Annotated in this window: 12 protein-coding genes; 1 reads left to right on the top strand and 11 read right to left on the bottom strand. The window is 40.3% G+C overall.

Going from position 1 to position 14761, the window contains the following annotated elements; translation table 11 throughout:
* Positions 1 to 100 precede the first annotated feature (100 nt).
* The 9 genes from JJE29_02390 to lepA form a co-directional block, all read right to left on the bottom strand.
* Positions 101 to 445 (bottom strand): histidine triad nucleotide-binding protein, encoded by a 345-nt coding sequence (locus JJE29_02390; protein ID MBK5251479.1) that lies wholly within the window; start codon positions 443 to 445, stop codon positions 101 to 103.
* A 43-nt stretch (positions 446 to 488) separates the two neighbouring features.
* Positions 489 to 1778, bottom strand: a complete 1290-nt coding sequence (mtaB, locus tag JJE29_02385; protein MBK5251478.1) for a tRNA (N(6)-L-threonylcarbamoyladenosine(37)-C(2))-methylthiotransferase MtaB — start codon at positions 1776 to 1778, stop codon at positions 489 to 491.
* Between the two features lie 89 nt (positions 1779 to 1867).
* Complete coding sequence (gene prmA, locus JJE29_02380) at positions 1868 to 2824, bottom strand: 50S ribosomal protein L11 methyltransferase (GenBank protein ID MBK5251477.1); 957 nt, start codon at positions 2822 to 2824, stop codon at positions 1868 to 1870.
* Positions 2825 to 2890: 66 nt separating this feature from the next.
* A complete protein-coding gene (gene dnaJ / locus JJE29_02375; GenBank protein ID MBK5251476.1) occupies positions 2891 to 4015 on the bottom strand; it encodes a molecular chaperone DnaJ in 1125 nt (374 codons plus the stop codon).
* A gap of 139 nt (positions 4016 to 4154) precedes the next feature.
* Entirely contained in the window at positions 4155 to 5996 is a 1842-nt protein-coding gene (dnaK, locus tag JJE29_02370; GenBank protein MBK5251475.1) for a molecular chaperone DnaK, read from the bottom strand.
* A gap of 42 nt (positions 5997 to 6038) precedes the next feature.
* On the bottom strand, positions 6039 to 6614 hold the full coding sequence (gene grpE, locus JJE29_02365) for a nucleotide exchange factor GrpE (protein ID MBK5251474.1): 576 nt from the start codon (positions 6612 to 6614) through the stop codon (positions 6039 to 6041).
* Positions 6604 to 7662 carry a heat-inducible transcription repressor HrcA gene (gene hrcA / locus JJE29_02360; GenBank protein MBK5251473.1) on the bottom strand — a complete coding sequence of 353 codons (1059 nt, stop codon included), beginning with the start codon at positions 7660 to 7662 and terminating at the stop codon, positions 6604 to 6606. The genes grpE and hrcA overlap by 11 nt, the downstream gene beginning before the upstream one ends.
* 81 nt (positions 7663 to 7743) lie before the next feature.
* Positions 7744 to 8901: a radical SAM family heme chaperone HemW gene (hemW, locus tag JJE29_02355; protein MBK5251472.1), complete on the bottom strand. Its 1158-nt coding sequence runs from the start codon at positions 8899 to 8901 to the stop codon at positions 7744 to 7746.
* Between the two features lie 170 nt (positions 8902 to 9071).
* The gene (gene lepA, locus JJE29_02350; protein MBK5251471.1) at positions 9072 to 10886 is read right to left on the bottom strand and encodes an elongation factor 4; all 1815 of its coding nucleotides are present in this window, start codon (positions 10884 to 10886) and stop codon (positions 9072 to 9074) included.
* A 159-nt stretch (positions 10887 to 11045) separates the two neighbouring features.
* On the opposite strand from lepA, the gene rpsT reads away from it, so the two are divergent.
* Entirely contained in the window at positions 11046 to 11318 is a 273-nt protein-coding gene (gene rpsT / locus JJE29_02345; GenBank protein ID MBK5251470.1) for a 30S ribosomal protein S20, read from the top strand.
* An 88-nt stretch (positions 11319 to 11406) separates the two neighbouring features.
* Here the strand turns inward: rpsT and holA are convergent, their stop codons facing one another.
* Positions 11407 to 12447, bottom strand: coding sequence for a DNA polymerase III subunit delta (holA, locus tag JJE29_02340; GenBank protein MBK5251469.1), 1041 nt, complete (start codon positions 12445 to 12447; stop codon positions 11407 to 11409).
* Positions 12434 to 14761 (bottom strand): DNA internalization-related competence protein ComEC/Rec2, encoded by a 2328-nt coding sequence (locus tag JJE29_02335; GenBank protein ID MBK5251468.1) that lies wholly within the window; start codon positions 14759 to 14761, stop codon positions 12434 to 12436. The genes holA and JJE29_02335 overlap by 14 nt, the downstream gene beginning before the upstream one ends.

Here is a 14761-nt window from a genome sequence, read left to right as displayed (position 1 = left end):
ATGAGGACTACTTATAACACTCTATAACACTTAAAAATTATACATCATATAAAGATATTTTGCAATTTTTTTTAACCCGGAGGCCAATTCATTTTACAACTTAGCCCGGAGGCCAATTCATGGGTCTTCCCCCTACAAGATGCATATGTAAATGTCCTACTTCCTGTCCACCGTCTATTCCGGTATTTATTATAAGCCTATAGCCTTTATCTTTTATTCCAAGGCTTTCGGCAATATTCTTGGCTGCTAGGGTCATCTCTTGAATAAGGTCCGCTTCCAGCTCTGTCAAATCATTTACAGACTCCAAATGTTTTTTGGGAATAATAAGCACATGGACAGGTGCAACCGGATTTACATCATTGAAAGCCACCACATTCTCACTTTCGTACACGAATTCCGTCGGAATTTCCCCATTTGCAAGCTTGCAAAAGATACAATCTTCCATCTCTACGCCCCCTTTGGATTATTATAACAGATTCAATGCCCATTTATACAATTTCTCCCCAAATCGTATCCTTTTCCATGCTAATCAATCGGACCTGCCTAATTCTACCGGAAAGCGTCTCTTTAGATTTCGTTCTTACCTTTGTGAAATTCATTGAATGCCCCTCCCACATCTCGCTTTCGGAAACAGTTTCGAATAGAATATCTTCAACTCTTCCAACTTGGGATTCCATGAAATTTTTTGCGCATTCGCTTGCGCATGCAATTGCAGAAATGCTCCGCTTCTTGGCAATAAACGGATTGACATGATTCTGCATTTTAGCCGCCGCCGTTCCTTTTCTTTTAGAATATCTGAAAACATGCACATCCTTAAAAGCCATTTTTCTGATGAATGATAATGTCTCTTCAATGTCTTCATCTGTCTCGCCCGGAAATCCTACAATAAGATCAGTCGTTACCGATGGATTGTCAAACTTTGTTTTAATGTCATTTATTATTTCCGAGTATCTCCCTGTCGTATATTTTCTGTTCATCGCTTTGAGCACGATGTCTGACCCGCTCTGGAGAGAGAGATGAAAATGCGGACAAAATTCACATATGCCAGACAAACGATCCAATCTTTCGGTCGTAAAATAGGTAGGTTCAGCAGACCCTAGGCGTACACGCTCTATTCCCTTTATGCCGGCAACCGATTCCACAACATCCACCAATTCAATATCCCTTTCCAAATCCCTTCCGTAAAAAGCAGATTGTATTCCTATTAAAACAACTTCTTTGTATCCTCTTCGAGCAAGTAATTCTGCTTCTTTCAATATGGATTCTAGCGCTCTGCTCCTAGTTCTTCCTCTCGTATAGGGAATTATGCAATACGAACAGAAATTATCGCAACCATCCTGTATTTTTATGAAGGCCCTTGTCTTCTCGTTGTTATCTTCCAGACAAAGGTCGTCATACGGCTCTCCTTCATCAATAGGATTGATGAAACTACCCGTTTCTTCTTTTTTAAGCAAGTCTATAAGCCTGCCCTTATCGCAGGCCCCCATTACAATGTCTACCCCGTCGATTTTTTTTATATCATTTTCGAAAATCTGAGGATAGCAACCCAGAACGACTATTTGGGGCTTGGGAACCATTCTCGCATATTTCCTTATTGCCTGCCTTGATTTGCGCTCGGCTAGATGCGTGACGCCGCATGTATTGAATATCGCCAAATCCGGTATTTGTCCATGCCCAGCCTCTTCATAGCCTTCCCTAATGAGCGCTTCTCTAAGGGCTTCCGATTCATATTGATTGACTTTGCATCCCAAAGTCTCGATCAAAAATCTTATCTTCATGAACTTTCATCAAGCTCCTCTCATATCACCAAAAAGATATTGTATAATGCTAAGTGCTGCAAAACCAACGGAAAAATATTCTATGCAAATCAATCTCTCCTTTTTAAAACCATCGCCGTCCACCCGTTTTCAGTCTTCTTTTCAAGCAAATCAAAGTCATCCGACTTCTCGACAATCTCCAGAATTCCATCCGTCTTTTCTTCCAATATTCCCGATGCTATAAAAAGCCCGCCTTTTTTCACGAAGGGTACAGCCGTTTCAATAAGCTTAATAATTACATCAAAAATTATATTTGCCAAAAGTAAATCAGCAGGCTCGCTTAAATCCCGCAACAAATCTCCCTGGATAATTTTACAGACTTTATCTTCGTTATTATTTTTAACATTTTCTTTTGCCGCTTTTACTGCCTCGCCATCCATGTCTATGCCCAATGCCATCGAGGCTCCAAGCTTGGCAGCCGTCAACGCCAAAATACCGCTCCCACACCCAATATCGTATACCGTCATTCCCTTCCTTATGTGTTTTTCGAGAAATTCCAAACACATGCGAGTCGTCTCGTGGGTTCCGGTTCCGAAAGCCAAGCCAGGATCCAATTCTATTACAACACTGCCTGCAGAACAAATTGGTGATTCTTCATCGATGGACTCCCATGACGGTTTTATGATTATTCCTTTTCCTATTTTTATAGGCTTAAAATATTTTTTCCATTCGATATTCCAATCCTGGTTTTTCAGGACTTCTACGCTTAATTCGAATTCCCCTTGTCCGCAGCGCACTATAATTTCATCAAGGCACTTTCTCAAATCTCCAATCAATGATTGAATATCATTGTTCTGATCAATATATCCCTTTAAAACAGTTTTGCCCTTTTCAACCGATATGAGTGAGTCGGCAGCGTAATCCCAATGGCTTTTGTCTCTATTTAAATCATCTAGTATAGATTCGTCCTCAATAAGTAGTTTTTCGATCCCTTTTTCCGCCAGAATGCCTATTGCCGCCTCCGCAATTTCACTGTCAATTTTCAACACAATCTCATACCAATCCATAGGAACAACCCCTTTCAAAAAACCAAGATGCCGATAATTCGGCATCTTGAGTCTTGTCGCAAATTATCAATTAAAAGCATCTTTGACCTTGGTGAAAATCCCTTTCTTTTTTTCTGATATATCCTCTCCCAAGGTTTTTGAAAATTCTATAAGAAGTTCCTTCTGATGTTCGTCCAGATCCTTAGGCGTTTCAATAACTACCTTAACATAGTGATCTCCTCTTCCGTAACCGTTCAGCACCGGAACACCTTTGCCCTTAAGCCTGAATACAGTGCCCGACTGAGTTCCATCCTCAACTTCATATTTAACCTTGCCGTCAAGAGTCTGCACAATTATTTCATCTCCAAGAGCCGCCTGGGCAATATTTATGTTTGCCTCGCTAAGAATATCAAAACCATCTCTTTTGAAGATTTCATGCTCCCTTACCCTTATCACTACATATACATCGCCCTTGGGTCCGCCTTTTATTCCAGGCTCACCTTCGCCTCTAAGTGTCATAACCGATCCATTGTCCACTCCGGCAGGTATTTTTATCTTAATGTTCCTTTTTTCCCTCTTCAAACCGCTTCCACCACAGTCATGACAGGCTTCTTCAAAGGTCTTTCCTTCTCCACCGCAAGCAGGGCAAGTTTTTGCGTTTACAAACTGGCCGAATGGAGTTCTTTGCGTATATCTTACCTCTCCTGTCCCACCGCAATTGCTGCAGGTATTGGTTTTAGTTCCCGGTTTCGCTCCTGATCCGTTACATGTACTGCAGGTCTCGTTGCGTATGACTTCGATTTCCTTTTCGATTCCGAATGCTGCATCCTTGAATTCAAGTATAACTTCAGTCTGTATATCCTGTCCCTTTGCAACTCGGCTTTTTCTTCTTGATCCGCCACCCCCGAACATATCGAAAATATCTCCAAAAACATCCTCGAATCCGCCGCCTGCACCGGAATAACCTCCGAATCCCTGTCCGTTTCCATTTACACCCTCATGCCCAAACTGGTCATAGCGACTTCTTTTTTGTGAATTGCTAAGTACTTCGTATGCTTCATTGATTTCTTTGAATTTTTCTTCCGCTTCGGAATCACCCTGATTTCTGTCAGGGTGATACTTCATTGCCATTTTTCTATATGCCTTTTTGACGTCTTTCTCGTCAGCGCTTTTGTCTATATCTAAAATTTCATAGTAATCTCGTTTACTCAAAACTGCCACCATCCCATCTTATCTATAATACCGTACTCATTCATTATAAAGCATTCTAGGCTTTGGTTCAACGCCATGAATCCTTATACGCATAAAGACACCCTACAGGGTGCCTCTACACGTGCATTAAGCTTGACAACTAGTCTTCATCTACAACTTCATAGTCCGCATCGACTACATCGTCGTCGTCATCAGACTTTGAATCGTCGGATTCGCCTGTTTGCGCTTCAGATTGCTGCTTAGCCGCTGCCGCTTCATACATCTTTTGTGAAAGCGCGTGGAAAGCATTTGTCATTTCCTCGGTGGCTGTCTTGATAGCCTCCATGTCATCGCTCTCAAGAGCTTTTTTGAGTTCCTCAAGCTTCTCTTCAACGGTTTTCTTTTCCTCTGGAGACACCTTGTCTCCAACTTCCTTAAGCGCCGTTTCCGATTCATACATCAAGGAATCAGCCTTGTTTCTTGTTTCAATTTCATCTTTTTTCTTTTTATCTTCCTCTGCAAATGCTTCAGCTTCCTTAACCTTGTTCTTGATTTCATCTTCCGAGAGGTTTGTAGAAGCTGTAATTGTAATCTTCTGCTCTTTGCCTGTCCCCAAATCCTTGGCTGATACATGTACGATACCGTTTCTATCAATATCAAAAGCAACCTCTATTTGCGGAATGCCGCGACGTGCCGGCGGAAGACCTGTCAGTTGAAACCTTCCAAGTGTAATGTTTCCCGAAGCCATCTCGCGCTCTCCTTGAAGGACATGAATGTCAACAGCCGTCTGGCTATCAGCAGCAGTTGAGAATATCTGGCTCTTCTTTGTCGGTATTGTAGTATTCCTATCGATCAGCTTAGTCGCAACGCCACCAAGGGTCTCGATGCCAAGTGAAAGAGGTGTTACGTCAAGCAAAACCAGGTCTTCAACCTCTCCTGTTATAACGCCCGCCTGTATTGCGGCACCTACTGCAACGCACTCATCCGGATTTATGCCTTTGTCCGGAATGCTATTAGTGATTTTCTTGACAGCTTCTTGAACCGCAGGAATCCTTGTAGATCCTCCGACAAGAATAACCTTGTCAATTTCGCCAGAAGATATTCCCGAATCCTTTATTGCATCCTGCATTGGTCCTATAGTCCTTTTAACCAAATGAGATGTCAATTGGTCGAATTTGGCTCTTGTAACATCCATGTTCATGTGCAAAGGTCCATCGGCTGTTGCAGTGATGAATGGAAGGTTGATATTTGTAGTCTGTACCGTCGACAATTCCTTTTTGGCCTTCTCTGCAGCTTCCTTTAATCTTTGAAGGGCCATTTTATCTTTTTTCAGGTCGACTCCAAATTCCTTCTTGAAACTGTCAGCCATGAAATCCATCAACACACTGTCGAAATCGTCTCCTCCAAGATGGTTGTCTCCCTTTGTGGCAAGCACTTCGAAAACGCCTTCGCCTATTTCAAGTATTGAAACATCGAAGGTACCGCCGCCGAGATCGTATACCAAAATCTTTTGGTCGTGGTCGGGTTTATCTAGTCCATATGCAAGCGAAGCCGCAGTAGGCTCGTTGATTATCCTTTCAACCTTTAGTCCCGCTATTCTTCCTGCATCCTTCGTTGCCTGCCTTTGGCTGTCTGTGAAGTATGCCGGCACCGTAATGACCGCATCCGTCACTTTTTCACCAAGATACGACTCCGCATCCGCTTTAAGCTTCATCAGTATAAAAGCTGAAATATCCTGCGGTGTATAGTCTTTTCCGTCAATAGTAACATTATGGTCAGTTCCCATTTCCCTCTTTATCGAAGCAACTGTCCTGTCGGGATTTGTGATAGCCTGTCTCTTTGCCGTTTCTCCCACTAGGCGTTCCCCGTTTTTCGCAAAAGCTACGATAGACGGCGTTGTCCTATTACCTTCTGCATTAGGTATTATGATAGGTTCTCCACCCTCCAATACCGCAACACAAGAGTTTGTTGTTCCTAAATCAATTCCTATTACTTTTCCCATTTTTCTTCCTCCTTAAATTACTAATAATTATATATAAATTGACTATTTAGACACTTTTACCATACTGGGTCTTATTACTTTCTTATTCAAGCTGTATCCAGTCTGAAAAACTTCAATAACTGTTTCCGTATCAAAGTCCTCTGTTTCCTCAACCATTACAGCATGATGGAAATTGGGATCGAACGGTTTTCCAACGGCATCGATTTTTTCGATTCCATTTAGATTTAGTACATCGTTCAATTGCTTAAAGACCATCTCGATTCCCCTAAGCATTTTTTCCGAAGAAGCGTTTTCCGATTCTACAGACAAAATCGCCCTTTCGAAATTATCCATCACAGGTAAAATATCGCAAATGATTTTTTCGTTTGCATAACTGTAGATGTCTTTCTTTTCTTTTTCAGCTCTTTTTTTAAAATTTCTGAAATCCGATGAGACTCTCAAGAACCGCTCATTCAGTTCATTGAATTCTTTTTCCAAATTTCCATATGCATCTTCGAGCTCTTCTTCGGGCTCATTTCCATCCCCTTGTAGCTGCGGAGATTCATCATTTTGGATTTCAATCTCCTCGGCTTCCTTTTCTATTTCATCCAAAGCCTCTTTTATTTCCTTATCCTTCATCCCCATTCACCTCTTCATTTATTTGATTCTGTCCGGAAAAAACTTCGGTCAATGTATCCGTCATATACTCTACAAGAGAAATAATTTTCGGATAATTTATTCGAGTAGGTCCTATGACTCCAATTTTTCCTATTACCCTTCCGTTCAGCTTGTATGTCGCAGTCACCAGACTACATTCTTTGATTTCATCCCATTGGTTTTCCTTGCCTATGCGAACGGATATATCCTTTTCAAGGTCTTCCCTTAGCACTATTAACAGCTTATCTTTCTTGTCTAGTGCATCCAAAATACATTTAGCTTTTTCGACATCACTGAATTCCGGAGTATGAAGTACATTCGATATGCCGCTCATGTGAATCCTATTTGCTGTATCACGGTTCATATGAGTCCCTATGGAGTCAATCAAATTGTCGACAAAACCCAAATAGTTTTCAAAACTATTTTCAACTCTAAGGATTTCTCCTTTGTTCAATCTATTAACATCTTTGCCCTTCAAACGGTATTTGAGCATATTTGAAATCTTATCCAATTCATCTTGGCTCAAATTGTTTATTCCAACTATCAAATCCTTTACTATTCCTGATTCCGATACTAAAACAAGAAGAGCACGTTTGTCGCCTAGCCTTACAAGCTTAAGATTTTTCAAACGGCTGGCTTTAAAATCGGGCGTCATAATGAAAGCTGTCAAATCGGACATCTGAGAAAGAATTTTAGAGGCCTGTCTGATTATTTCCTCCGATTCAAGCATTCTGCTTATGAGTTGATCCCTTATCGATTTTTTGTTTATGTTGGCCATCTTGTACAATCGCATAAGACTGTCGACATAAAGCCTATAGCCTTTGTCTGAAGGAATTCTTCCCGAAGATGTATGCAATTGTTCTATGAATCCCAATTCCTCCAAATCCGACATTTCATTTCGGATTGTGGCTGAACTCACACCCAAATCAAATTTTCTTGAAAGCGTTCTAGAACCAACCGGCTGAGCCGTTTCAATAAAATCATCAACAATAGCCTGAAATATTCTCAATTGCCGTTCTGTTAATTGCATGAGGCCACCCCCCGTTATTAGCACTCTATCTCGTTGAGTGCTAATACCATGATTATAAACTAACACTTAAAAAACCATTTGTCAATATTTTTGATCGATAACCTTCAAAAATTCTAAAAATACTCCGTTAGAAATATCCACACCTCTACGTGTCAACAAGAGCCGCTCATTTTCAACCGTCACAATACCATTATCCTTAAGGCTATTTATCGTTTCTCTGAACATTTCCCAAAAATCCATTTCATATTTTTTCCCCAAAATCCCCATGTCTATTCCCTTGGTCATCCTCAATCCTAAAAATATTTCCTCGAACAATGCATCTCTTTCAGTCAGTATCTCACTCAGAGCGACGCCGCTCCCTCCATTTTTAGTTTTTTCAATATAATCATCCATTTCGTTTGTGTTACTAAAGCGTCTTGAACCGATAAACGAATGGGCAGCAACCCCGAGGCCCAGATATTCTCCACGCTCCCAATATATCTTGTTATGCAATGACTCAAAGCCTGCTTTTGAATAATTTGAAATCTCGTATTGATGGTACCCTCTATCCCGCAGCATGTCGGTACACAAATGGTGCATGTCCCTTTCTTCACCGTCTTCAGGGAAAAGTTCGGGGCTTTTTTCCAGAAGACCCTGCATAGGCGTATTTCTATTGACAATCAAGCTGTAGGCGGATATGTGTTCGGGAGACAATTCGTCTGCTGCGATTACAATATCTCTTTCCCACGCATTCATTTTCTGTCCCGGCAATCCGTACATGAGGTCTATGCTTATATTATTAAAACCGCCCCTTCTTGCATGCTCGAATGCCAGGCGACTTTGCCTGCTGTCATGAATTCTTCCTACTTTTTTTAACAAAGCATCGTCAAAGCTTTGCATCCCTATGCTAAGGCGATTGTACCCGGCGCTTCGGAGTCTTTCCGTGTCCCTTTCCAATATAGAATCAGGATTGGCTTCCATTGTTATTTCAGCATTCTTGCCAATCAATGCCATTCCCGAGATTTTTCCAAGAAGTTTTTCGTGGAAATCTTCGCTCATAAGGCTCGGAGTGCCACCCCCAACGAATATACTTTTGATTTCGTAATCCCTGAACAGGTCAGAATAATGGTCAATTTCGCTGAAAAGGGCAGTCTTATACGCCTTTGCGGCATCCCCATTGTATCTGAAAGAAATGAAATCGCAATATGCACATTTCTTAACGCAAAACGGTATATGTATATATATCGACAACTTTTTCATTAAAAGCCCTCCCTTCCTCGCGCTTTTAGCCTCAGTGAATCGAAACATTAAAAAGACCGGTGTGAATACCTTCTTTTCAATGCCTTGAAAAACTGCCGCGCCACGCATAAATGCGAGTGCGACAGCATTCTGTTCGCATATGGAAATAAGATATTCACATCAGTCATGTTTTATTTCTTTTCATCGAGTTTCAAAACAGCCATGAAAGCATCCTGGGGAACTTCAACATTCCCAAGCATCCTCATTTTTTTCTTGCCTTCCTTTTGTTTCTCAAGCAGTTTTTTCTTTCTGGAAATATCTCCTCCATAACATTTTGCCAATACATCCTTCCTCATGGCTTTAATGGTTTCACGCGCAATCACTTTGCTTCCGATTGCCGCTTGAATCGGAATAACAAACATATGCCTTGGGATTACATCCTTTAGCTTTTCGCATATTGACCTTCCTCTTTGTTCAGCCTTGCTTTCATGGGCTATCATTGAAAATGCATCAACTACTTCCCTGTTTATCAGGATATCCATGCGCACCAGCTTAGATTTTCTATACTCCTTTATGTTGTAATCCAAAGAACCGTAGCCACGTGTCTTGGATTTAAGCACATCAAAGAAATCGTAAATAACCTCATTTAGCGGAAGTTCGTAGTGAAGAATTACTCTATTCTCGTCAATGTATTCCATATTTATCAGAGTGCCTCTTCTGTCCTGGCATAGTTCCATTATGTTTCCCACATATTGGTTTGGAAGAATTATGCTTGCTTCAACAATTGGTTCCTCCATGTAGTCTATTTCACTTTCCTTTGGCATGTTTGTGGGATTCTGTATTTCGAGTATGCTTCCGTCTGTTTTGATAATCTTGTAGATTACGCTCGGAAGCGTTGCTATCATGTTAAGATCGAATTCACGCTCAAGCCTCTGCTGAATTATTTCCAGATGAAGCAGCCCCAAAAAACCGCATCTGTATCCAAAGCCCAGGGCTACAGACACTTCGGGCTCATAAACAAGCGAGGCATCGTTAAGCTGCAATTTTTCTAGAGCATCTCCTATGTTCTCGTATTTTTCACCTTCGGCGGGATAAATGCCGCAATATACCATGGGTGTGACTTTTTTATAGCCGGGCAATGCCGATTGGCAAGGGTCTCTGTCCAATGTGATGGTGTCCCCTACTCGGCAATTTTCTACATTTTTGATGCTTGCGGTCAAAAATCCAACATCGCCCGCACTTAACGCTTTTTTAGAAATCATATGCGGAGAAAAAACACCCACATCGGCCACCTCAAATGTTTCTCCAGAAGATACCATTCTTATTATATCCTTGGGGGCAACCGTCCCCTCGAAAACTCTTATATTCGCAACCGCGCCCTTGTAGCTGTCATAGTATGAGTCGAAAATCAATGCCTGCAGCGGAGCATCGTCGTCCCCCTTGGGCGATGGTATCAATTCTACTATAGCATCAAGGACTGCCTCGATATTTACACCGTTTTTTGCCGATATAAGGGGTGCTTTTGACGCATCGATCCCAATTATTTCTTCTATTTCCTCAATCACTTCTTCAACCCTGGCACTGGGCAAATCAATTTTATTTATAACCGGCACTATTTCCAAATCCTGATCGACCGCAAGGTATACATTCGCCAAAGTCTGAGCTTCCACTCCCTGGCTTGCATCTACAACCAGAATCGCACCTTCGCACGCAGCCAGACTTCTTGAAACCTCATAATTGAAATCGACATGCCCGGGCGTATCTATAAGGTTCAAGTAATACTCTTTTCCGTCCGAGTGTTTATAAACCAATTGTATGCTTTGCAGCTTTATTGTGATTCCACGTTCTCTTTCAAGATCCATGTTGTCAAGAATTTGATTCTTCATTTCCCTGTGAGAAATAAGCCCGGTATTTTCAATCAACCTATCCGCCAGTGTTGATTTCCCATGATCTATATGCGCTATAATGGAAAAATTCCTTGTTCTCTCTTTATGCCCGTCTGTCATGCTTGTTCCTCCTCAGATAACTCTTGAAATTGCTCCATTTATTATAACACAGGTCAACTTGAGCGTATAGTTTTAGAATTGCCAAAGTCTTACTTGCATTCTGCATTTTATCATGGTAAAATATCCTTTGTCAGTTAGATTACAAGGGGGTGAATGAAAATGGCAAATATCAAATCAGCAAAAAAACGCATTAATGTCATTAAACGACAATCTACAGAAAACAAAAGCATCAGATCAAGCGTGAAAACAGCTATCAGAAGATTTAACGAAGCTGTTGTAGCGGGTGATGCAACTTTGGCTTCTGAGAAATTCATTTCTGCCGAAAAGACTATTTATCAAGCGGCAAGCAAGAATGTTTTTCATAAAAACAATGCTTCGAGAAAAGTTTCTAATCTCGAAAGAAAGCTCAACACGCTTAAAAATGTACAATAATTCGTGAATAACAATTTCCCCATTGTAATTCGCTAAGCCAATAAAAGCCTCTTCCATTCGGAAGAGGCTTTTCTGATTATTTATGCAACTATCTTTGTTTCCCATCAATTATGACGCCGCTTATTTGGCAAATCAAAACTTCTATTGCCAAGCGCTTCTGGCTTGACAGCGATTTGCATTTCAATTCCGTTTCCATACATAATTCCATTATCCTTCCGATTGCGGCCATTTCCAATCCTCTTGCGTATCTTAAGTTTTTTTTAAAAACAAAATCACTCTTTATTCCAAGGGTTTTCATAGTTTCTTCCTTAGAACAGCCACCGCTTTGCAAACTCTTAACCTTCATTATCTGTCTAAAATGGCGGCTAATCATGAATAAAATTTTAATTTCCGGCTCTCCCATTTCACATAATATCTCAAGGCTTTCGAGGGCCAATGCCGTATGAGCTTCAGAAATACTGTCAGTCAGCTTAAAAATATTAGTCTCGCCTCTGGTATCCAAAAAACCTTCAAAATCCTTTCTTTCTATGGTTCCCCTCCCATTTAGGCTTCCAAGCAGTTTCTTGAGCTCGCTTTCGGAATCGTACATATTTTTCGGTCTTTCTTTGTTAAAATATCCCAATTGTTGAGTCAGATATTTTTTGTCAACCTTTGTAATTGAAACCCCGCGCGTTATAATAAAATCCTCAACCCACGCCTCATATGATTCCGGGGTGAGTCTCTTAGCTTCGACAATTAATTTCTTCTTTTTAAAAAATTTATAGACGATGCTCCTTTTGTCGACGCGTCCATTCAACAAAACCAATACTGTCGTTTCAGGCACTTTACCAATAAAAGAATCCAGTTCTTCCTTGCTCTTAAGCATTTCAGCAGCAATTTTGATAAAATCAGAAACAACAACCATCCTCGCATCGCACATGAACGGCAGCGTAACTATCTTTTCCTCTATATCCTTCAAGTCGGAAATCTGCTCAATCTTATGAAGATTCATTTCCTCGACGCATCCTTTAAGATGCTTTTTTTTCATATACTCAACAAATCTATCTGCAATATATTTTTCCTCACCATCAACAAAGAAAACCCTCTGCCCTATATTTGCAGGCAATTCCATTAGCTTATTCAAGTCCATATGATTCACTCCTGTTTGAAAAATTGCTTTCCACAATAAACTCTCTCAAACCATTCGTTTTGATTATTACTGCACCGTCTTTGTCGGTGCGGTATACATCCATATCAAAGCTTTCATACCTTTCAATCACAGAAGGTGCCGGATGTCCGAAAATATTTTTTCCGACCTGCACCACGACAACTTCGGGTTTGTATGCTTCCAAAAAACTATCTATGTTCGAGGTTTTGCTTCCATGGTGACTTGCCTTTATCAGGTCAATATCGACTGGATTTTCCAAAGACAGGCTCTTCTCCGCCTTCTCTTCTATATCCCCAACAAGAAGCATCTCAAAATCTCTATAATCCAACAAAACAACTATTGAATCGTTGTTTTCTGCGGAATGGGAACTCAATCCTTCGTAATTTTTGCCCACATTCAAAATCTGCATTGACAGACCGTCAATTTCAAGTGACTGTCCGGATTTGGTATATATTACGGTTTTTTCAGCATACCGCATTTTAGTTTCCAATGCTTGCTTTACGTCTCCATTCTCATAAAGCGTTTCCTTCATCAGCAGTGTATCTATTCGACCCTTTTCGGCGAGCTCAAATAGTCCTCCGTAATGGTCTTCATGAAAGTGGGTAAGAATCGCCAAATCTATCCTCTTAATTCCATTCCTCATTAATATTTCGGAAATATCAATATCCTCCGTTCCACTGTCAATCAGAATATTCCTTCCGTTGGCAGTTCTTACAAAGACGCAATCGCCCTGCCCAACATCAAAAAATATTATTTCTATTTGATTATCTACATTCGCAATAGCCGGAATTGTTGCAACTGCTATTGCAACCAATATAGCCGCCACAGTCTTTTTCATTTTATCTACCCGCAAAAAATAATCTTTTCTAGATTGTAACACAAACAATGTGCATACACAGTAATAGAGTCCGATAAACTTGTAACCGACAAAAGGCAATTCAATATATGACCAAGAAAATCCTGATGCAGCCTTTGACAACCAGTCCAAAGCATTCGTACCCCATTCAACCGGAAAGGCAAGAACCTGCGGAAGTAAAGGAATCGATAGAATATTTGCAATCGCGAAAATATAGAGAATCGGCAACCATGTTCCAAACAATAATACAGCTGGAACATTGGCGATTATCGAAATTATAGACAAATAATTAAAATGATAAATAAGCACAGGGGCTATCCCAACTTGAACAGATAACGATATCATCAAAGCCTTTACAGCAATATTTTTTGGATGTATCCATTCACTTAAAGCCGGATAAATGAAATATATTGATGCTACGGCTCCAAACGATAGTTGGAATCCCGCTGAAAAAAGCTGATACGGATTCCATAAAAGTATTATTGCCGCAGATAACAACAGTACATTCAACAAATCGTATTTTCGTCTAGCTATTCCCGCCAATGAATATATAGAAATAAATACAAAGGCTCTTATTGCAGAAACAGGAAATCCTATTATTGAAACAAAAAGAAATACCGTTGATAGAATCACAATGGATTTTATCCAATGGCTCTTCCTGTAAAAAAGATTTGACAGCGCAGTCAAGAACCCGAATAAAACTGCAATGTGCAATCCTGAAACGGCAAAAAGATGTGAAAGCCCCGACATGCCTATTTGCATGGTCTTTTCTTCGCCTAAAAGGCTTGTATCTCCAAAAACAAGAGATGCAAAATATGCTTGGCTATTTTTTTCTAAGATTCTTTCACTTTTTATAAGAATTTTATCCTTTATAATTACCGGATCAAAATATTTTTTAGCTTCAATTTCTACAATAGCAGCCTTGCCGTCAAAAAAGCTTACCTTGTCATAGCCTTTTATTAATCCGTATTTGCTATAGTTAAAAGCATTGGGATTTTTGGGTTTGCTTTCATTAATCAGCACTCCACTATACTTTATATATGTATGTCGATATTTTGAGATATCCTTATCCGAAAGAATCAATATCTTTGCATTGGCTGTGCTATAGCCTTCTTTTCCTTTGATCTTTTTAACTTTCAGTACAAGTTTGCCTGCGTTTCCGTATTCAGGTCCGTATGCATATCCATAAACCTCTACGTTTCCTTCTTCAAAAGTTTGTGTTTGCATATAATCTGATGAGTAGAATGTCAGTCCCATTCCAATCACCACACCAAAAAAAACAATCACAAGGCGTTTAAGGGTTTCTTCCGACCATTCAAAAATAAACAAAATAGCTACAATCCACAGGCAGATTCCACCAATGAACATAAAAGGGCTGTCAAACAAAACCATCATACCAATAAAATATGAAACCAAAAATAAAGCCAAGGGTCTTCTCAA

The sequence above is a fragment of the Peptostreptococcaceae bacterium genome (assembly GCA_016649995.1).
Taxonomy (GTDB): domain Bacteria; phylum Bacillota; class Clostridia; order Peptostreptococcales; family BM714; genus BM714.
Note: the sequence above shows the minus strand (reverse complement) of the source record. Positions and strands in the feature narration are given on the sequence as shown.

Excerpts from the sequence above, each read along its gene's own strand:
- JJE29_02390 (MBK5251479.1), bottom strand. The coding sequence starts at position 445 with ATGGAAGATTGTATCTTTTGCAAGCTTGCAAATGGGGAAATTCCGACG.
- mtaB (MBK5251478.1), bottom strand. The coding sequence starts at position 1,778 with ATGAAGATAAGATTTTTGATCGAGACTTTGGGATGCAAAGTCAATCAA.
- prmA (MBK5251477.1), bottom strand. The coding sequence starts at position 2,824 with ATGGATTGGTATGAGATTGTGTTGAAAATTGACAGTGAAATTGCGGAG.
- dnaK (MBK5251475.1), bottom strand. The coding sequence starts at position 5,996 with ATGGGAAAAGTAATAGGAATTGATTTAGGAACAACAAACTCTTGTGTT.
- grpE (MBK5251474.1), bottom strand. The coding sequence starts at position 6,614 with ATGAAGGATAAGGAAATAAAAGAGGCTTTGGATGAAATAGAAAAGGAA.
- hrcA (MBK5251473.1), bottom strand. The coding sequence starts at position 7,662 with ATGCAATTAACAGAACGGCAATTGAGAATATTTCAGGCTATTGTTGAT.
- hemW (MBK5251472.1), bottom strand. The coding sequence starts at position 8,901 with ATGAAAAAGTTGTCGATATATATACATATACCGTTTTGCGTTAAGAAA.
- lepA (MBK5251471.1), bottom strand. The coding sequence starts at position 10,886 with ATGACAGACGGGCATAAAGAGAGAACAAGGAATTTTTCCATTATAGCG.
- rpsT (MBK5251470.1), top strand. The coding sequence starts at position 11,046 with ATGGCAAATATCAAATCAGCAAAAAAACGCATTAATGTCATTAAACGA.
- holA (MBK5251469.1), bottom strand. The coding sequence starts at position 12,447 with ATGGACTTGAATAAGCTAATGGAATTGCCTGCAAATATAGGGCAGAGG.